We start from the raw sequence: 18,708 nt of genomic DNA, 5'->3' as shown, positions 1-18,708 counted from the left end.
CGCCGGAAGTCGTCGGGGCCGTTCGTCGTCGGAACGGTTACGCCGCAGGCGGCATGAGCACCGAGTCGATGAGGTACACGGTCGCATTGGCCGTGTGCACGCCGCCGCAGATGACCGCGGCGTCGTTGACCATCAGTTCGTCGCCGGAGCCGGTCACCTCGACGGTGCCGCCCTGCACGGTCGTCAGGGTGCCGACGACCGCGTCGGGCGAGAGCTGCCCGGGCACGACGTGGTAGGTCAGGATGCTCGACAGCGTCGCCGAGTCGGTCTTCAGCGCCTCGATGGTGGCCGCGTCGATCTTCGCGAACGCGTCGTCGACGGGTGCGAACACCGTGAACTCGTCGCCGTTCAGCGTGTCGACGAGGTCGACCTCGGGGTTGAGCTGTCCCGAGACCGCCGCCGTGAGCGTGGTCAGGAGCGGGTTGTTCGAGGCGGCGACCGCGACCGGGTCGGCCGACATCCCGGCGACGGAGCCGGCGCCGTCGGGCACCTGCTCGGCGTACGCCGCGCACCCGGGTCCGACGAGGTCGGCCGCGGGGTCCATCTCCATGGCCTCCTCGGTCGGCTCGGCCGATTCGGACATGGCGGGTTCTTCGCTCTCGGTGGCGGCGCCGCTCATGCTGCAGCCGGCGAGCCCGAGCGTCGCGACCGCGACGATCGAGAAGGCGGCGAGGGCGGTGCGAGTGCTGCGTGACGAGGATCGCATCGGTGTACTCCTTCGTGGATGGCGACCCGGTCCGGGCCGATGCGAGGGGTTCGGCGCCCTCGGCGGATCGGATTGGACGGGATCGGGAGCGGATGCCGCGGCGGGCCGCCGCGGCATCCGGCAATCACATCCGAGGTCCGCTGCGAATCACTGGCAGACCCAGGAAGCAGGACCCCGTGACCGCCCCCGCCCGCATCGCCCCGACCGCCGTCCGGCGCGCCGGCGTCGACGGCGCGGATGCGCGGGCCCCGCGCCGCGCCGACCCGGGGGCGCTCGCATGACGCCCGTGCTCGCCGCGGCGCTGCCCGCAGCCGTGACATCGGAGACGAGGCCCTGCCGATCTGCCATGCTGGAACACGTGGCAGACGGCAACGGCGATCCCATCGCGCCGGCGCCGCGTCCGACCCCCGACGAACTGCTCGGGCGGGTCGGTCGAGGCGACCGTGCGGCCTTCGGCGCGCTCTACGACGAGACGTCGCCGCGGCTCTTCGGACTCATCCGACGCCTCGTCGTCGACGCCGCCCAGGCCGAGGAGGTGACGCAGGACGTGTACCTCGAGATCTGGCAGACCGCGGCCCGCTTCGATGCCGCCAAGGGCAGCGCCATCGCGTGGATGTTCACGCTCGCCCACCGTCGCGCGGTCGACCGCATCCGATCGGCGCAGGCCGCTCGCGACCGAGACCTGCGCATCGGCGCCCGCGACCTTGACGTGCCCGTCGACACGGTCGCCGAGGCGGCCGAGACGAGCGTCGAGCACGACCGCGTGCGCGGAGCACTCGGCGATCTCAGCGACCTGCAGCGCGAGTGCGTGGCGCTCGCGTACTACGGCGGCCTCACGCAGCGCGAGATCGCCGACCGGCTCCACGTTCCGCTCGGCACGGTGAAGACTCGGTTGCGCGACGGGATGATCCGCCTGAGGACCGCATTGGGGGTGACGACATGACCGGCCACGACGACGAGCTGGAGCGTGGGCGCCGAGACGCCGGCGCGCGTTCGGGCGAGCCGATCTCGGTCGAGGCGTTCCACGGCCTCGCCGCCGCATACGCCCTCGACGCACTCGACCACGACGAGCGGGCCGAGTTCGAGCGCGCCCTCGCCGCCTCACCCGAGCTGCGCGACGAGGTCGACGCCTATGCGGAGTCCGCCGCGCACCTCGCCGAGCAGGGCGAGCCGGTCGCGCCGCCGCCGTCGCTCAAGGCGCGGCTGATGGCCGAGCTCGACTCGACCCCGCAGGTCGCAGCGGATGCCGCGCCCGACGTCCCCGAGGCGGCGGCGCCGGCGCCCCCGGTCGCGCCCACCGCGCCGACGCCGAGCCCGACGCCGGCGGCCGGGGGCTCCGATCGCCCCGTCGGCCGCGCCGAGTCCGCCGCGCGCCGCCGCTGGTTCCAGCGCCCCGGTGCGATCATCGGGGCGGCCGCGGCCGCTGTGGTGCTCATCGCCGGTGCCGTCATCGGCATCGGGTGGACCGGACCGAACGGCTGGGGTGCGCAGCGCGAGATGGCCGCGATCGCCGAGGCGCCCGACGCGCAGTCGCAGACGCACGAGGTCGAGGGCGGCGGCGAGGTCACGCTCGTCTCCTCGGCGGCCGCGGGGCGCTCGGGTGTCATCGTCGAGGGGCTGCCCGCGCTCGACGCCGACCAGACCTACGAGCTCTGGTACATCGACGACGCCGGCGCCGACTCGGCCGGCACGTTCGACGTGGCCGGTCCCGAGACATGGCGCGTGCTCGACGGCTCGTTCACGCCGGGAGTGGCGGTCGGGATCACGGTCGAGCCGTCCGGCGGTTCGCCGCAACCCACGACCGATCCCATCGTCTTCATCCCCACGTAGTCGGGTGTGCACAATCGACCCCTGCCGGTCGCGGACCGTCGGTTAGGGTCTGAGGTGCCCGTCGACACGACGCCGGGCCCAGCACACGACGAGGAGTGACGGATGCGCGTCGGCATGTTCCTGAACTACGCGGGCGGGTTCCGCGAGGCGGCCGACGAGGTGGCCGAGCTCGAACGGGCGGGCGTCGACCTGGTCGCCGTGCCCGAGGCGTACTCGTTCGACGCGGTCAGCCAGCTCGGCTTCCTCGCGGCGCGGACCTCGACGATCACGCTCGCCTCCGGCATCCTGCAGCTGTACACCCGCACGCCCACGCTGACGGCGATGACGGCGGCGGGACTCGACTACGTCTCCGACGGCCGCTTCGAGCTCGGCATCGGGGCATCCGGACCCCAGGTCATCGAGGGCTTCCACGGCGTGCGCTACGACGCCCCGCTCTCCCGCACGCGCGAGATCGTCGAGATCTGCCGCATGACGTGGCGGCGCGAGCCGGTGGTGCACGCGGGCGCCAAGTACCGCATCCCGCTGCCCGAGGGCGAGGGCACCGGACTCGGCAAGCCGTTGAAGCTCATCAACCACCCCGTGCGGGAACGCATCCCGATCACGATCGCCTCGCTCGGCCCGAAGTCGGTCGAGCAGACCGCGGAGATCGCCGATGGATGGCTGCCGATGTTCTTCCATCCCGAGCGTGCGGGCGAGGTCTGGGGCGCGGCGCTCGCCGCCGGTGCCGCCAAGCGGGCCGACGACCTCGCGCCCCTCGACGTGTTCGCCAGCCCGGCCCTGGCCATCACGGAGCATCCCGAGGCGGTGCTCGCGCTCGTGAAGCCGCAGCTCGCGCTCTACGTCGGCGGCATGGGCGCCCGTGGCAAGAACTTCTACAACGACCTCATCGCGAGCTACGGCTTCGAGGCCGAGGCGGCGCTGATCCAGGACCTGTACCTCGATGGGCGGCGTGACGAGGCCGTCGCCGCCGTCCCCGACGAGCTCGTGCGCGCCGTGTCGCTCATCGGCCCCGCGTCGTACGTCGCCGAGCGCGTCGCGGCGTTCCGCGCCGCCGGGGTCACGACGCTCGCGGTCACGCCCCTCGCCCGGAACTCCGCGGAACGCATCGCCCTGATGGCGGGGTTCCGTTCGCTGGTCGGCTGAGTCGGAGGATCGCGACATCCCTTCACCGATTTCCGGTGCCGCGATCGACAAATCGGACCGGGAGCCCCGTTTCCGGTGTCCCCCAGAACGGGGCGCAAGTATGGCGGGCGAGACCCGGCGGGATTAGCGTGTGTCTCACCTGCACGATGTCGTGCAGGGAGGGGAACCTGGGGAGGAGCCGCCGTGGCGGGGACGTTCGAGCTCGACGAGGACCCAGTGGCCCTCGTCGAACTGACCGTGTAGCTCGAACCCCCGTCGGGCGGTGCCCGGCCGTCGCCGTCCAGGCGCGCCGCCGGTCAGCGCAGGTCTGAGGTGAGTTCGAGCCGGAGTGAGATCGCGTCCAGCGCGGCCTCCATCGTGGGATAGCGGTAGACGCCGCCGGGATGCGGGCGCATCCACAGCATCTCGAACTCGGAGCCGATCGCGTGGAGGTAGCCGACGACCTGACGCAGTTCGCCTGCGTCGAAGCGGTCGTCGCACACACGCCACATCGTCGGGCTGAGCGGTGTCAACTCCACGTGGGAGGCAGTCGTCGTGTCGTTTCGGGGGAGCATCTCGCACCATTCCCCATCGAATCCGTGTGCGGTCGGCGGTGGACCGGAGCCGGTCGTCGCGTCCTGGGATGCGCGTGGTCGTCTGCGCTGCGCCGACCGGCCCGGCCCGCCTCTGTTCGGATCGTGATGACCCGTGCTGACAGTTCTACGCCGGTCTCGGAGTCGCGGGAAGGCCTTGACAGCCCCGCGGCGATGATGCAAAGGAGGGTGGGCCCCGTGGGGCTCGAACCCACGACCCGCGGATTAAAAGTCCGCTGCTCTGCCAACTGAGCTAGAGGCCCGCGCCACCACATTACCCGGTGCGCGGGGAGGTGGCGGGGCGGCCTCGACGGGCTGCCGTCACACGGGGAAGGCGGGTAATGTGTGCGGCGATGGCTTCCGACTTCCACCGACCCACGCGTTTCCCGCCCGGCATGTTCGAGGGGTACCTCGGCGCGGAGGATCCCGCGTCGCTCAGCCGAATCGCGCACGACAGCGCCGCGGCGATCCTGTCCCGAGTGCGCGCCGACCCCGACCCCGCGGTGGTCGCCCGCCTCATCACGTACACCGACGAGCACGGCATCGACGCGATCGCCGAGCTCTGGTCGCAGGCATCGGCGAAGAGCCTCCCCGGCGCGCTCTGGCGCGTGTACCTGCTGCGCACGCTGATCCGCCAGGATCCGGTCGGCATCAGCCTCGCCTTCCAGCGCGGCACCGAGGTGTCGCACACCATCGACCAGGTGGTCGCGGGCGCACCGATCCCCGCGGGCCCCGCCGAGGTGCAGGAGCTGGCCGACCGCATCCTCCACGGGCTGTTCGCGGGCGATTTCGCCGTCGCCCTCGAGCGCGCGGCCGCCTTCGCACGCGTCGTGGCCGCGGGCTTCACGAGCCTCGCCGACGACGCGGATGCCTCGGACGCCGTGAACCCCGACCGCCCCCGCGAGCTCACGCAGCGGGCGCTGCGCCTCACGCAGCTCGCCGACGAGTTCGCGTCGTGCGCGCGCCTCTGGCGGCGCGACTCGCTCGACTGACGCCGCCGGGTGGGAATGAACCACCCCCGCGCCTCGTTTACACTTGATGTGCCGGGCCGCAGTAACCCCGGGCTCCAATATTCGCCGCTCCGAGCGGCCACGCGCCGAGAGGCGTTCTGCGGCCCGGTATTCTCATGCCCGGATGCCCCTGCTGCCGTCGGGGTGCCCGCTGCTGCCGCCCGTCGCGGCGCCGTGCGCCCGTCGCGGTCGGCACGGTGACCCCGGCCGTGCCGCGTAGCATCGGAGCATGGCCGAGACCCTCACGCTCCTCATCGAACCGCTGCCCGCCGACGCCGCCGTCGGGGAGCTCGACGCGACGTTCCGCGAGGTCGACGCGTCGGCCCCGGCGCTGCGCGTGGGGGAGCTGTCGACCCAGCGCGGCGACGGCATCTTCGAGACGATCGGCGTGGTCGACGGGCACGCCCAGGAGTCGCGACCGCACCTCGAGCGACTGCGCAACTCGGCACGCATCTGCGAGCTGCCCGAGCCCAACCTGCCGCAGTGGGAGGCGGCGATCGCCCGTGCGGTCGCCGCCCTCCCCACCACGGGCGAGTTCGCGCTGAAGCTCGTGCTCAGCCGGGGCGTCGAGCACGGCCCGGCGCCCACGGCGTGGCTGCATGTCGCGCCGGCCGCCGATTTCAGCGCGGTGCGGGAGCGCGGCATCCGCGTGGTCACGCTCGATCGCGGCTACGCGCGGGGCACGGCCGAGCGCGCGCCGTGGCTGCTGCTCGGAGCGAAGACCCTGAGCTACGCGGTGAACATGGCCGCGCTCCGCGAGGCCAGGCGGCGCGGCGCCGACGACACGATCTTCGTCACGAGCGACGGGTACGTGATGGAGGGGCCCACGTCGAGCGTCATCCTGCGTCGCGGCGACGTGTGGTCGACGCCGGCTCCGTCGGGCGCGATCCTGCACGGCACGACCCAGATGAGCCTCTTCGAGCACCTCGAGGCATCCGGCCGGCGCACCGAGTACCGCGACATCCCCGTCGCCGACCTCGCGACCGCGGATGCCGCGTGGCTCGTGTCGAGCGTGCGCCTCGCCGCGGGCATCACCGAGCTCGACGGGCGGCCCATGCCCTACGACGCCGACGAGACGCGGGCGCTCAACGACTACCTGCTCACGCCGCGCGACTGACGATCAGCCGAAGCGGCCGGAGACGTAGTCCTCGGTCGCCTTGACGCTCGGGTTCGAGAAGATCGTCGTGGTGTCGGCGTACTCGATCAGGTTGCCGGGCTTGCCGGTGCCGGCGATGTTGAAGAACGCCGTCTTGTCGGACACGCGGCTCGCCTGCTGCATGTTGTGCGTCACGATCACGATCGTGTACTGCAGCTTCAGCTCCTCGATGAGGTCCTCGATCGCGAGCGTCGAGATCGGGTCGAGCGCGGAGCACGGCTCGTCCATGAGGATGACCTCGGGCGCCACCGCGATGGCGCGGGCGATGCAGAGGCGCTGCTGCTGGCCACCCGAAAGGCCGGAGCCCGGTCGGTCGAGGCGGTCCTTCACCTCGTTCCAGAGGTTCGCGCCGAGCAGCGACTTCTCGACGAGGTCGTCGGCGTCGGACTTCGAGATGCGCTTGTTGTTGAGCTTCACGCCCGCGAGCACGTTCTCCTTGATCGACATCGTGGGGAACGGGTTCGGGCGCTGGAACACCATGCCCACCTGGCGGCGCACGAGCACGGGATCGACGTCGGGGTCGTAGAGGTTGTTGCCGTCGATGAGCACCTCGCCCTCGACGCGTGCGCCGGGGATGACCTCGTGCATGCGGTTGAGGGTGCGGAGGAACGTGGACTTGCCGCAGCCCGACGGGCCGATGAACGCGGTGACGCTGCGGGGCTCGATCTCGAGGTTCACGCCCTCCACGGCGAGGAACTTGCCGTAGTAGACGTTGAGGTCACGGACTTCGATGCGCTTGGACACGGATTTCCTATCTGGGCGTTCGGTTCAGCGACCGAACTTGGGGGCGAAGAAGCGGGCGACGAGTCGGGCGATGAGGTTCAGCGCCATGACGATGAGGATGAGCGTGAGGGCGGCCGCCCACGCGCGGTCGAGGTACGCCTCGGGCGGATTGCCCTGGTTGGCGTACTGCGTGTAGACGAAGACGGGCAGCGACGACATCCGGCCGTCGAAGAGGTTCCAGTTCATGCTCTGGGTGAAGCCCGCCGCGATGAGCAGGGGCGCGGTCTCGCCGATGACGCGGGCGATCGAGAGCATGATGCCCGTCGTGATGCCGGCGATCGAGGTGGGCAGCACGACCTTGACGATGGTGAGCCACTTCGGCACGCCGAGCGCGTACGAGGCCTCGCGCAGCTCGTTCGGCACGAGTCGGAGCATCTCCTCGCTCGATCGCACGACGACCGGGATCATGAGCACCGCGAGGGCGACGGCGCCGGCGATGCCGGTGCGGGTGCCGGGGCCGAGGAAGATCGAGAACAGTGCGTAGGCGAAGAGGCCGGCCACGATCGACGGGATGCCGGTCATGACGTCCACGAGGAACGTGATGCCGCGCGCCAGCTGGCCGCGGCCGTACTCGACCAGGTAGATCGAGGTCATGAGGCCGATCGGGATCGAGATGATCGCCGCCGTGCCGGTCATCAGGAGCGTGCCGACGATCGCGTGCAGCACGCCGCCGCCCTCGCCGGTCACGTTGCGCATCGACATCGTGAAGAAGTCGGCGTCGAACCGGTTGAGGCCGAAGGTGATGACCGTGATCGTGAGCGAGATCAAGGGGATCATCGCCAGCACGAACGCGCCCGTCACGAGCGCCGTGACCAGGCGGTCCATCGCACGGCGGCGCCCCTCGACGAGCATCGAGAAGAGCCATATCGAGGGGATGTAGAGCAGGGCGCCGACGAGGAGGGCGCCGCCCCAGTTGTAGCCGGCCTCGCCGGCCAGGCCCATCACGCCGAAGATCGCCGCCGACACGGCGATCGCGGCCCCCAGGATGAGCCAGGGCGCGGGCGTCGGCAGGCGACCCGCCGTGAGCGAGTTCTGGATCGGTGTGGCGACTGACGTCGTGGGCTCGGGCTTGGTCGTCATGGTCATCAGTTGGCTCCCGAGAATTCCTGACGGCGGCTGACGATCCAGCGGGCGATGGCATTGACCACGAAGGTCACGATGAAGAGGATGAGGCCGGTCGCGATGAGCACGTTGACGTTGATGCCGAACGCCTCGGGGAAGCTGAGGGCGATGTTCGCCGCGATCGTCGACGGATTGACCGAGGTGAGCAGCTGGAACGTCACCGCGCCGCTCGCCGAGAGCACCATGGCCACGGCCATCGTCTCGCCGAGCGCGCGCCCGAGGCCGAGCACGGCCGCCGAGACGATGCCCGAGCGGCCGAAGGGCAGCACGGCCGTGCGGATCATCTCCCAGCGGGTGGCGCCCAGCGCGAGCGCCGCCTCCTCGTGGAGCACCGGCGTCTGCAGGAAGACCTCACGGCAGATCGCCGTCATGATCGGCAGCACCATGACGGCGAGCACGATGCCCGCGGTGAGGATCGTGCGGCCCGTGCCCGAGACGGGCCCGGAGAAGAGCGGGAACCAGCCGACGTTGTCGACCAGCCAGGCGTAGATCGGCTGCACCGCCGGGGCCAGCACGCCGATGCCCCACAGGCCGAAGACCACGGAGGGCACCGCGGCGAGGAGGTCGACGATGTAGCCGAGCACGGAGGCCAGCCGGCGAGGCGCGTAGTGCGAGATGAAGAGGGCGATGCCGATCGAGATCGGCACGGCCATGATGAGCGCGAGCGCCGCGGCCCAGATGGTGCCGAAGAGGAGGGGGCCGACGTAGGACCAGAAGCTCTCGGGGAGGATCGAGGCGTCCTCATGCGACGCGAAGAAGGCCGGGATGCTCTGCACGATCAGGAAGAGCGCCACGGCGGCGAGCGTCACGAGGATCATGGAGCCCGCGAACACGGCCGAGCCGGAGAAGACCCGATCGCCCGGTCGCTGCTTCGCCTTGATGGCGGTGGATGCGGTGCTCATCTGGCGTGATCCTCGAGTTCAGGTGGTTCGAATGTGGGACGCGGCCGTGCCCGACCCCGGTGCGTTCGCGAAGAACCTTCGGGGTCGGGCACGAACCTACTACTGGATCGAGTCGATCGCAGCCGTGACCTGCTCGCGCAGCGTGTCCGAGATCGGCGCGGAGCCCGCGGCCTCGGCCGCGACGTCCTGGCCCTCGGGGCTCGCCATGTACGAGAAGTAGGACTTCACGAGCTCGACGTTCTCCGAGTCGGCGTACTGCTGGCAGCCGATGATGTAGCTCACGAGCACGATCGGGTAGACGCCGGCCTCCTCGGAGGTGCGGTCGATCTCGATCGCGATGTCACCCTCGGAACGACCCTCCACCTCGGGCGAGGCGTCGACGATGGCCGCGGCGGCCTCGGGCGAGAACTCGACGAACTCGTCGCCGACCTGCACCGCGACCGTGCCGAGGTCGCCGGCACGCGAGGCGTCGGCGTAGCCGACGGTGCCGGTTCCGTTGGTGACGGCGTCGACGACGCCCGACGTGCCCTGGGCCGCCTCGCCGCCCTCGAAGGGCCACACGCCGTCGGCCTCGTACGTCCACACGTCGGGAGCCGCCGCGCCGAGGTAGTCGGTGAAGTTCTCCGTCGTGCCCGAGTCGTCGGAACGGTGCACCGGCGTGATGGCCAGGTCGGGCAGCGTCGCGTCGGGGTTCAGCGCGACGATGGCCGCGTCGTTCCACTTCGTGATGTTGCCGGCGAAGATCCCGGCGATCGTCGCGGCGTCGAGGTTGAGCGTGTCGACGCCCTCCACGTTGAAGATCACCGCGATCGGCGAGATGTACATCGGGAGCTCGATGATGTCGGTGTCGGGAGCGCACTTGGCGAAGCCGCCGGCGGCGACCTCCTCGTCGTCGAACGCACGGTCGGAGCCGGCGAAGTCGCTCGCGCCCTCGAGGAAGGTCTCGCGGCCTGCGCCCGAGCCCGAGGGGTCGTAGTCGATCGTGACGTCGGGGTTGGCCGTCTGGAAGCCGGCGATCCACGCCTGCTGGGCGGCGTCCTGCGAGGACGCGCCGGCGCCGACGAGGTTGCCCGAGAGCGACGAGGCCGACTCCGAGGGGGCGGCGCCGCTCTCGTTCGCAGCACAGGAGCTGAGCGCGATCGCCGCGGTGACGGCGATGACGGCGGGCACGCCGAAACGCTTGAGGTTCACGTGAATTCCCTTCCGGGGTTCGATTGCAGGTGTGGGGCCGGTGCCGACCCGCCTGTGACGCTAACGATCGCGCCTTACGAGCTTCCGCCACGACGGTAAACGGGAGGTGAACGAGCCCTGTCGCTCGGATGCCGCGGGCTGGGAGTCCGCCGAGGGTCGGAGGCGGGCGCGAGTGGTGCGCCCATCGACCGCGACCGCTCAGGCCCTCGGCGCGTGCGTCTCGATCGCGATGATGCCGGACCCCGAGTTCGTGGCGGAGAGGTGCACGACGCTGAACGCGCCCGGCTCGAGGCCGGCGGCATCCGTCACGTAGGAGCCCAGGGGCGTGCCGGTGGCGAGGGCGATCTCGCGCACGATCTCGGGCAGGACGGGGCCGTGGCTGCAGATCACCGCGGACTTCCCGGAGCGCACCCGCTTGCCGATCACGCGGCGCACCTCGTCGTGGCCCGATTCCCACGCGTCCTGGCTGATGCCCTCCTCGCGCTTCACCGTGATGCCGGTGGCCGCCGCGAGCGGGGCGACCGTGGTGACGCACCGCACCGCGGGCGACGACACGATCCGCTTCGGCGCCCATGCCGTGACGGTGTCGACGAGCCCCGCCGCCTGTTGAACGCCGCGCTCGACGAGCGGCCTCGCGGCATCCGGCGCCTTCCAGCCGTTGCGCCCGACCGCCTTGCCGTGCCGCACCAGCAGCAGCGGGAAGGTGCGGGTGACGCCCTGGTCGACGAGCTTCGCGAAGGTGTCGAGGATCTCGACGTCGGGCTCGTAGCTGAGGTAGCCGCGCGCCCGCCTGATCGTGACCCACTCGAGTGCGGCGATCTCGGCGTTCGGCTTGAACGTGGACCGCTGCACGGCCCGCTCGCTCACCTCGGCCGACCAGTAGTGCACGATCTTCTCGCGGCCGCTCGGCAGCGGGTAGCGCGAGACGCCGAGCGGCACGCCGAGGGCCACCTCGAGCCCCGTCTCCTCGGCGATCTCGCGCACGGCGGTGCGGGGGAGCGACTCGCCGGGGTCGACCTTGCCCTTGGGGATGGTGACGTCGCCGTACACCGTGCGGTGGACCACCAGCACGTGCACCTTGCCGTCGATGATGCGCCAGCAGACGGCGCCGGCGGCGTAGACCGCGGTCGTCAACGGCGCTTCCCGGAACGGGTACGCTGCCCGATCTGCTGCATCATCTTCACCTGCAGGTCGTCGAGCGGATGCCCCGACTCGTCGGTCGAGCGGCGGGTCCAGACGCCCTCGCCGTCGAGGTGCCACGAGCTCGTCCGCGGATCCATCGCCCGGTCGAACAGGGAGCCGATCTCGGCGAGGTGGTCGGGGTCGGTGAGGCGCACGAGCGCCTCGATGCGCCGGTCGAGGTTGCGGTGCATCATGTCGGCCGACCCGATGTAGATCTGCGGGTCCCCGTCGTTCTCGAAGGAGAAGATCCGCGAGTGCTCGAGGTAGCGGCCGAGGATCGAGCGCACGCGGATGTTCTCGCTGAGGCCGGGGATGCCCGGGCGCAGGCTGCAGATGCCGCGCACCCACACCTCGACGGGCACGCCCGCGTTCGACGCGCGGTAGAGGGCGTCGATGATCGCCTCGTCGACGATCGAGTTCACCTTGAAGCGGATGCCCGCCGGACGCCCGAGCTCGGCGTTGCGCACCTCGCCCGCGATGAGCTTGAGGAGTCCCTTGCGCAGGTGGAGGGGCGCGACGAGGAGGCGCTTGAACTTCTTCTCGATGGCATAGCCCGAGAGCTCGTTGAAGAGGCGCGTCAGGTCCTTGCCGACCTGGTCGTCGGCCGTGAGCAGCCCGAGGTCCTCGTAGATGCGGCTCGTCTTGGGGTTGTAGTTGCCCGTGCCGATGTGGCTGTAGTGGCGGAGTCCGCCCTTCTCCTGGCGGATGACGAGCGCGAGCTTGCAGTGGGTCTTCAGGCCGACGAGCCCGTAGACCACATGCACCCCGGCCTTCTCGAGCTTGCGCGCCCAGGAGATGTTGGCCTGCTCGTCGAACCGCGCCTTGATCTCGACGAGGGCGAGCACCTGCTTGCCCGATTCCGCCGCGTCGATGAGCGCCTCGACGATCGGGCTGTCGCCCGAGGTGCGGTAGAGCGTCTGCTTGATCGCGAGGACGTCGGGGTCGGCGGCGGCCTGCTCGAGGAACGCCTGCACGCTCGTCGCGAACGATTCGTAGGGGTGGTGCAGGAGCACGTCCTTGCGCGAGATCGCGGCGAAGACGTCGGCGCTGAGGTTCGACTCGGAGGGCTGCAGCTGCAGCGCCGTGGTCGGCACGTGCGTGGGGTAGTGCAGCTCGGGGCGGTCGAGTCGGGCGAGGTCGAAGAGCCCGCCGAGGTCGAGCGGCGCCGGCAGGCGGAAGACCTCCTGCTCGGTGACATCGAGCTCGCGCACCAGCAGGCCGAGCGTGACGTCGTCCATGTCGTCAGTGATCTCGAGGCGGATGGGCGGCCCGAAGCGGCGGCGCAGCAGCTCCTTCTCGAGCGCCTTGATGAGGTTCTCGGTCTCGTCCTCCTCGATCTCGACGTCCTCGTTGCGGGTGACGCGGAACACGTGGTGCTCCACGATCTCCATGCCGGGGAAGAGGTCGCCGAGGTGGTTCGCGATGAGCTCCTCGAGGGTGACGTACCGCGCGTCCTCGATCGACTCGTCGGGGTCGACGCGCACGAAGCGCGGCAGCATCTGCGGCACCTTGACGCGGGCGAACTCCTGGCGGCCCGTGCGGCTGTTGCGCACGCGCACCGAGAGGTTGAGGGAGAGGCCGGAGATGTAGGGGAACGGATGCGCCGGGTCGACCGCGAGCGGCATCAGCACCGGGAAGATCTGCCCCGAGAAGTACCCGCGCAGGTGCGCCGTCTCGCGCTCGCCGAGCTCCGCCCACGACACGACGCGGATGCCCGCCTCGGCGAGCGCCGGCTTCACGAGCTCCTGGTACACGGCCGCATGCCGCTCCTGCAGCTCGTGCGCCTTCCGCGAGATGTCGCTCAGCACGTCGTGCGGCGCGCGGCCGACGTTGGTGGGAACGGCGAGGCCGGTGATGATGCGCCGCTTCAGGCCGGCGACGCGGACCATGAAGAACTCGTCGAGGTTCGAGGCGAAGATCGCGAGGAAGTTGGCCCGCTCGAGCACCGGCAGCCGCGGGTCCTCGGCGAGCTCGAGCACGCGCTGGTTGAATGCGAGCCAGCTCAGCTCTCGGTCGAGGTAGCGCTCGGCGGGGAGTTCGGGCGCGCCTTCGATGTCGAACGGTTCGAAGTCGTCGTCGAAGTCGCTGGCGGTGCGGTCTTCGTCGAGGGCGCTGTCGGTCATCCACTCATCATGCCATTCGGGGCCTCGCGAGCGGTGAGGCCTGCGTTAACGTGCGGTGACGGTCGGCGCGCCCTGGTCGTCCTCCTCGTGGACGTTGAACCGGTAGCCCACGTTGCGCACCGTGCCGATGAGGCTGTCGAGGTCGCCGAGCTTCGCGCGCAGCCGCCGGACGTGCACGTCGACCGTGCGGGTGCCGCCGAAGTAGTCGTATCCCCACACCTCGCTGAGCAGCTGCTCGCGGGTGAAGACACGCGACGGATGCGCCGCGAGGAAGCGCAGCAGCTCGAACTCCTTGTAGGTGAGGTCGAGGGTGCGGCCGTGCACCTTCGCGGAGTAGCTCGCCTCGTCGATGACGACGCCGGAGGTCTGGATGCGCTCGGTGGGCTGCGAGGACTGCGCACGCCCGAGCGCGAGGCGGATGCGGGCGTCGACCTCGGCCGGGCCCGCATCGACGAGCACGACGTCGTCGACGCCCCAGTCGGGCGTCACCGCCGTGAGCCCGCCCTCGGTGACGATGAGGAGCAGCGGAACGGACAGCCCGGTCGTGCGGAGGATCTGCGAGAGGGCCTTCGCGCCGGCGAGATTGGTGCGCGCATCGAGGAACACGAGATCGGATTCCGGCGCTCGGACCAGCTGCTCAGGCGAAGCGGGGATGACCCGCGTTCGGTGAGTCAGTAATGACAGCGCCGGGAGAACATCGTCGTTGGCCGCCGGCGACAGGATCAGCAACTGCGCCACGCACACCCTCCAGTAGTAAGGTGCGGTCAATACTACGTGACGCCGGGCCCCGGCGTTCGCGCGGCGGACGGGGAGAGCATGCAGGCGGGTTCTGAGACGCGTGACGGTTGGCCGGGGATCGTGCTCGTCTGGGTCATCGCGATCGTCGGCGCCGTGGTGGTCGTGTCGTTCGCGTACACCGGCACCGGCGAGTGGATCGGCGACGGCTCGCCCCTGGCGGTCTACGGCGCCCTGGGCATCGTCCTCGCGGCATCCGTGCTCGGCGCGCTCATCGCGCAACTGGCGTCGCGACGGCCCGGCGGCTTCGTGACGAGGGCGAGCGCCAGCGTCGCCGGCGCCGCCGTCGTGGTCGCCCTCGCGGCGGTCCTGGTCGCGCCCGTCGCCCTCGGGTGAACGGGTAGACTCGGAGCATGTCGCAGCTGCTCGCCCTCGAACTCCTCTTCATCGGCCTGCTCGGGCTCGCAAGCCTCGCGATCGCGTGGATCAGCGGCGTCGTCGTCTACAAGCTCTTCAAGGGGCAGCGCTAGGGCATGATCGAGCTGCCCGTCGGCCTGCCCGCCGAGCTCGTCCCGCTCTCCTGGCTCATCGGGGTCTGGGAGGGATCGGGCGTGATCGACTACAAGGTGGGCGACGGGTCGATCACCCACGAGTTCGGGCAGCGCGTGAGCTTCAGCCACGACGGGCTGCCGCACCTCAACTACACGTCGTACACCTGGCTGTTCCCCGAGGCGCCCGACGGCGACCCCAAGCCGCTCGCGACCGAGACGGGCTACTGGCGCATCGAGCGGGAGCTCGGCGAGGGCGATGCGGGTCCGGCCCTGCTCCCCGCGGTGGGTGCGACGCGATTCCCCGACGCGGAGTCGGTCGAGACCCTCCGCAACGCCGACGGCGGCTTCGACCTCGAGGTCTCGCTGGTGCATCCGGGCGGCGTCGCCGAGCTCTACCTCGGCCAGGTGAAGGGACCGCGCATCGACCTCGCCACCGACGCCGTCATGCGCACGGCCGGCGCGAAGGACTACGCCGCCGCCACCCGCCTCTACGGGCTCGTCGACGGCCACCTGCTGTGGGCCTGGGACATCGCCGCGCTCGGGCAGGACCTGCGCACCCACGCCTCGGCACGCCTCGCGAAGGTCGACTGATGACCGGCTCGCCGTTCATGGGGCTCGACGGGGCGGTGCCCGCCGAGGGCGTCGACTCCGGGGTCCCCGGCCACTACGGCAACCCGATCGTCGAGCAGCGGCGCCTCGAGCGCGGCGAGGCGATCGTCGATCTCTCCGATCGCGGCGTGCTCACCGTCGCCGGCCCCGATCGGTTGACCTGGCTGCACTCGATGGCCAGCCAGGCGCTCGACCGGCTCGCTCCCGGCGCCGCCGCCGAGGCGCTCTTCCTCGACGCATCCGGCCGCATCGAGCACGTGGTGCATGTCGTCGACGACGGCGAGACCGCCTGGCTCATCGTCGAGGGTGCGGATGCCGCGCCGCTGGCGGCCTTCCTCGACCGCATGCGGTTCATGCTGCGGGTGGAGGTCGCCGACCGCACGCCCGAGTTCGGCGTCCTCGGCGCGATGACCACGTCCGCGCTGGATGCCGCGGCGGCGGCGCACGACCCGAACGGCATCGCCCTCGACTGGGTCGACCCCTGGGCGGAGCCCGCCCCGACCGCGCACCGGTACGCCCCCGACGCCGGCCACCCGGCATCCGGCTGGCACTGGATCGAGCGCATCGTGCCGCGCGCCGCTCTGGCCGACGCGGCGGCCGCGGTGCGTGCCGGGCGCGTGGCCGTCGCGGGTGCGCTCGCCGCAGAGGCGCTGCGCATCGCCGCGTGGCGTCCCCGCCTCGCGACCGAGGTCGACGACCGGTCCATCCCGCACGAGCTCGACTGGCTCCGCAGCGCGGTCGACCTCGGCAAGGGCTGCTACAAGGGCCAGGAGACGGTCGCGAAGGTGCTGAACCTGGGCCGTCCGCCGCGCCGGCTCGTGCTGCTGCACCTCGACGGCAGCGACACCGTGCTCCCGGCGCGCGGCGACCTCGTCGTCGGCGAGAAGGTCCGTCCCGAGCCGGCCGAGGGCGAGGCGCCCGAGCGCCGCGAGGTCGGCCGCATCACCTCGAGCGCCATGCACCACGAGCTGGGTCCCGTCGCGCTGGCGGTCGTGAAGCGGGCCGTGCCGGCCGACCTCCCCCTCATCGTCGAGAGCCACGGCATCGACGTCGCCGCCGCACAGGTCGAGATCGTTCCGGCCGACGCCGGCGCGGCCGTCGACGTGCCGAGACTGCCAAGGCTCGGCGTCCGCAAGTGAGCGTCGCCGGCGGACTCGCCGCGCGTCTCGCGGCCGGGTCCGTCCGGCTGCGCGACTCGGTGCCCGCCATCCTGCAGATCACGGCGACTGCGGTCGCCGCCTACGCGTTCGCCTCCTTCGTGCTCGGCCACGACCAGCCGCTCATCGCCGCGATCGTGGCGATCACGGCGCTCGGCTTCGTGCGCGATGCCCGGCCGGTGCGGGTGCTCGAAACGGTGATCGCGATGACGCTCGGCATCGTGCTCGCCGAGGTGCTCCTGCTCGCGTTCGGCGCCGGCGTGCTGCAGTACGCGGTCGCCCTCGCCCTCACGCTGGCGCTGGCGCGGCTCGTGTCGGCGAACGCCGCCTTCGCCATCGCGGCCGCCGTGCAGTGCACGCTCGTCATGCTCGTGCCGGCGCCCGACGGGGGACCGTTCGTGCGCACGCTCGACGCGATCGTCGGCGGCACGTTCGCGCTCCTCGCGACCGCGATCATCCCGCGCGACCCGCATCGGGCGGCGATGCGCGAGGGTCGCCGGCTCATCGCCGAGCACGTCGCGGTGCTGGAAGAGCTCGCCGCCGCCCTGCGCTCCGGCCGCACGGATGCCGCCGGCCCCGCGCTCTCGCGGGCCCGGGCCACGCAGCCGCTCGTCGAGGCCTGGATGTCCTCGGTCGACTCGGGGCTCGCCATCGCGCGCGTCTCGCCGATCGTGCGCCGGTCGCGCTTCGACCTCGAACGCCAGCGCGTAATGCTCGCCGGGCTCGACCTCGCGACGAGGAACCTCCGCATCATCGCCCGTCGCATCGAGTGGATCCTGCGCGACGGCCGCCCGCGACCCGAGGTCGCCGACGTGCACGCCCGCGTCGCGGTGGCGCTCGGCGTGCTCTCGGACTCGCTTCGCGACGTCTCGGTGCAGCCGGTCGCCCGGCAGGCGTTCTCCGAGATCGCACGTCACCTCGATCCCGTCGCCATCCTCCCCGACGGCCCCGTCGGCGACCGGAACACCATCACCGCGCTGCGGCCGTACCTCGTCGACCTCCTCACCTCGACGGGGCTCGACCTCGACGGCGCCCGGGCGCTGCTGCCGGCGGACTGAGACGCCCGGGCGGCCACAGACCGACCGCCGGGCGCGGCGACGCGGCATCCGACCGCTGCCGGGTGTCAGCGCGGCGCCACCGCGTCCCAGGGCACCGTGAGCTCGCCGAGTCGTGCGCGGCGCGGGCCGCCGATGACGGGCCACCCCTCGTGGCGCAGCGTGGCCACGGCGGCGATCCACCGCTGCGATCCGCCGTAGACCAACATCGGCGCGTGGACGCGCCACGCCCGGTCGAGCGTGCCCAGCAGTTCGTGGATGGGCTCGCCGGGCACGTTCCGGTGGATCAGCGCCTTCGGCAGGCGCTCCGCCACGATCGACGGCGTCTCGAGGCCGGATCGGGAGGCTCATGGTGAAGGTGCGCGGACCGGATGCGGTGACGCCCACCCAGCTCGAGACGCGGCCGAGCTCGTCGCACGTGCCCTCGACGACGAGCCCGCCGGGCGCGAGCCGCGCGGACATGGTGCGCCACGCGTGGCCGACCTCCGATTCACCGTACTGGCGCAGCACGTTGAAGGCCCGGATCACCGCGGGCGCCCGTCCGCCGGGCGTCGGCACCTCGAAGCCGCCGACGCCGAACCCGACGGGCAGGTCGGCGGGGAAGTGCCCGTCGCCCGTGCGGGTGCGGGCGAGCTGCTCCCGGGCGGTGCGCACCCGCGCGGGATCGATCTCGAGGCCCAGGACCTGCACGTCGGGGCGCGCCTTCCGGAGGCGGGTGGCCAGCTCCAACGTGGTCACGGCGCTCGCACCGTACCCGAGGTCGACGACGAACGGGTCGACGGCGTGGAGGAGGGCCGGCTGCTCGGCGATCCACCGGTCGACGCGGCGCAGTCGGTTGGTGTTCGTCGTGCCGCGCGTGATGGATCCGACGGGCATGCCAC

18 protein-coding genes, 1 tRNA gene and 1 pseudogene are annotated in these 18,708 nt (G+C 71.5%); 9 read left to right on the top strand and 11 right to left on the bottom strand.

What is annotated here, in order from left to right:
• Positions 1 to 37: 37 nt before the first annotated feature.
• Positions 38 to 706, bottom strand: a complete 669-nt coding sequence (locus EV187_RS12420; protein WP_130353404.1) for a fasciclin domain-containing protein — start codon at positions 704 to 706, stop codon at positions 38 to 40.
• A gap of 346 nt (positions 707 to 1,052) precedes the next feature.
• On the opposite strand from EV187_RS12420, the gene sigK reads away from it, so the two are divergent.
• The 3 genes from sigK (at position 1,053) to EV187_RS12405 (ending at position 3,679) form a co-directional block, all read left to right on the top strand.
• Complete coding sequence (gene sigK / locus EV187_RS12415; protein WP_130353403.1) at positions 1,053 to 1,649, top strand: ECF RNA polymerase sigma factor SigK; 597 nt, start codon at positions 1,053 to 1,055, stop codon at positions 1,647 to 1,649.
• A complete protein-coding gene (locus EV187_RS12410) occupies positions 1,646 to 2,536 on the top strand; it encodes an anti-sigma factor (protein WP_130353402.1) in 891 nt (296 codons plus the stop codon). Before sigK ends, EV187_RS12410 begins: the two co-directional genes overlap by 4 nt.
• Positions 2,537 to 2,638: 102 nt before the next feature.
• Positions 2,639 to 3,679, top strand: a complete 1,041-nt coding sequence (locus tag EV187_RS12405) for an LLM class F420-dependent oxidoreductase (protein ID WP_130353401.1) — start codon at positions 2,639 to 2,641, stop codon at positions 3,677 to 3,679.
• A 296-nt stretch (positions 3,680 to 3,975) separates the two neighbouring features.
• Here EV187_RS12405 and EV187_RS12400 read toward each other — a convergent pair whose 3' ends face one another.
• Both EV187_RS12400 and EV187_RS12395 read right to left on the bottom strand, forming a co-directional pair.
• Positions 3,976 to 4,161 carry a hypothetical protein gene (locus tag EV187_RS12400; protein ID WP_130353400.1) on the bottom strand — a complete coding sequence of 62 codons (186 nt, stop codon included), beginning with the start codon at positions 4,159 to 4,161 and terminating at the stop codon, positions 3,976 to 3,978.
• A gap of 280 nt (positions 4,162 to 4,441) precedes the next feature.
• Positions 4,442 to 4,514 (bottom strand) — tRNA-Lys (locus tag EV187_RS12395).
• A 90-nt stretch (positions 4,515 to 4,604) separates the two neighbouring features.
• On the opposite strand from EV187_RS12395, the gene EV187_RS12390 reads away from it, so the two are divergent.
• Entirely contained in the window at positions 4,605 to 5,243 is a 639-nt protein-coding gene (locus EV187_RS12390; protein WP_130353399.1) for a DNA-directed RNA polymerase subunit beta, read from the top strand.
• Between the two features lie 247 nt (positions 5,244 to 5,490).
• Positions 5,491 to 6,378, top strand: a complete 888-nt coding sequence (locus EV187_RS12385; protein WP_130353398.1) for an aminodeoxychorismate lyase — start codon at positions 5,491 to 5,493, stop codon at positions 6,376 to 6,378.
• 3 nt (positions 6,379 to 6,381) lie between these two features.
• On the opposite strand, the gene pstB is transcribed toward EV187_RS12385, so the two are convergent.
• From pstB to EV187_RS12350, 7 genes are all read right to left on the bottom strand, one after another.
• Positions 6,382 to 7,161 (bottom strand): phosphate ABC transporter ATP-binding protein PstB, encoded by a 780-nt coding sequence (gene pstB, locus EV187_RS12380; RefSeq protein ID WP_130353397.1) that lies wholly within the window; start codon positions 7,159 to 7,161, stop codon positions 6,382 to 6,384.
• A gap of 24 nt (positions 7,162 to 7,185) precedes the next feature.
• Positions 7,186 to 8,286, bottom strand: coding sequence for a phosphate ABC transporter permease PstA (gene pstA / locus EV187_RS12375; RefSeq protein ID WP_130353396.1), 1,101 nt, complete (start codon positions 8,284 to 8,286; stop codon positions 7,186 to 7,188).
• Entirely contained in the window at positions 8,286 to 9,224 is a 939-nt protein-coding gene (pstC, locus tag EV187_RS12370; protein WP_130353395.1) for a phosphate ABC transporter permease subunit PstC, read from the bottom strand. Before pstC ends, pstA begins: the two co-directional genes overlap by 1 nt.
• A gap of 99 nt (positions 9,225 to 9,323) precedes the next feature.
• Positions 9,324 to 10,415 carry a phosphate ABC transporter substrate-binding protein PstS gene (locus tag EV187_RS12365; RefSeq protein WP_130353394.1) on the bottom strand — a complete coding sequence of 364 codons (1,092 nt, stop codon included), beginning with the start codon at positions 10,413 to 10,415 and terminating at the stop codon, positions 9,324 to 9,326.
• A gap of 198 nt (positions 10,416 to 10,613) precedes the next feature.
• Positions 10,614 to 11,549 carry an NUDIX hydrolase gene (locus EV187_RS12360; RefSeq protein ID WP_130353393.1) on the bottom strand — a complete coding sequence of 312 codons (936 nt, stop codon included), beginning with the start codon at positions 11,547 to 11,549 and terminating at the stop codon, positions 10,614 to 10,616.
• Positions 11,546 to 13,720 carry an RNA degradosome polyphosphate kinase gene (locus tag EV187_RS12355; protein ID WP_130353392.1) on the bottom strand — a complete coding sequence of 725 codons (2,175 nt, stop codon included), beginning with the start codon at positions 13,718 to 13,720 and terminating at the stop codon, positions 11,546 to 11,548. Before EV187_RS12355 ends, EV187_RS12360 begins: the two co-directional genes overlap by 4 nt.
• Before the next feature lie 45 nt (positions 13,721 to 13,765).
• Positions 13,766 to 14,458, bottom strand: coding sequence for a winged helix-turn-helix transcriptional regulator (locus tag EV187_RS12350; protein ID WP_130353391.1), 693 nt, complete (start codon positions 14,456 to 14,458; stop codon positions 13,766 to 13,768).
• 78 nt (positions 14,459 to 14,536) lie between these two features.
• On the opposite strand from EV187_RS12350, the gene EV187_RS12345 reads away from it, so the two are divergent.
• The 4 genes from EV187_RS12345 to EV187_RS12330 all read left to right on the top strand — a co-directional run bounded on the left by EV187_RS12345 (position 14,537) and on the right by EV187_RS12330 (position 17,830).
• Complete coding sequence (locus tag EV187_RS12345) at positions 14,537 to 14,851, top strand: hypothetical protein (protein WP_130353390.1); 315 nt, start codon at positions 14,537 to 14,539, stop codon at positions 14,849 to 14,851.
• 137 nt (positions 14,852 to 14,988) lie between these two features.
• Entirely contained in the window at positions 14,989 to 15,597 is a 609-nt protein-coding gene (locus EV187_RS12340; RefSeq protein ID WP_130353389.1) for a nitrobindin family protein, read from the top strand.
• Positions 15,597 to 16,754 carry a CAF17-like 4Fe-4S cluster assembly/insertion protein YgfZ gene (gene ygfZ / locus EV187_RS12335; RefSeq protein WP_130353388.1) on the top strand — a complete coding sequence of 386 codons (1,158 nt, stop codon included), beginning with the start codon at positions 15,597 to 15,599 and terminating at the stop codon, positions 16,752 to 16,754. The genes EV187_RS12340 and ygfZ overlap by 1 nt, the downstream gene beginning before the upstream one ends.
• A complete protein-coding gene (locus EV187_RS12330; RefSeq protein WP_130353387.1) occupies positions 16,751 to 17,830 on the top strand; it encodes an FUSC family protein in 1,080 nt (359 codons plus the stop codon). The genes ygfZ and EV187_RS12330 overlap by 4 nt, the downstream gene beginning before the upstream one ends.
• 65 nt (positions 17,831 to 17,895) lie before the next feature.
• Here the strand turns inward: EV187_RS12330 and EV187_RS12325 are convergent.
• Positions 17,896 to 18,703: pseudogene (locus EV187_RS12325) on the bottom strand (class I SAM-dependent methyltransferase).
• Positions 18,704 to 18,708 lie beyond the last annotated feature (5 nt).

The organism is Agromyces ramosus (assembly GCF_004216665.1).
GTDB classification, from domain to species: Bacteria; Actinomycetota; Actinomycetes; order Actinomycetales; family Microbacteriaceae; genus Agromyces; species Agromyces ramosus.
The sequence above is the reverse complement of the archived record's forward strand: the minus strand, read 5'-3'. Positions and strand labels throughout refer to the sequence as shown.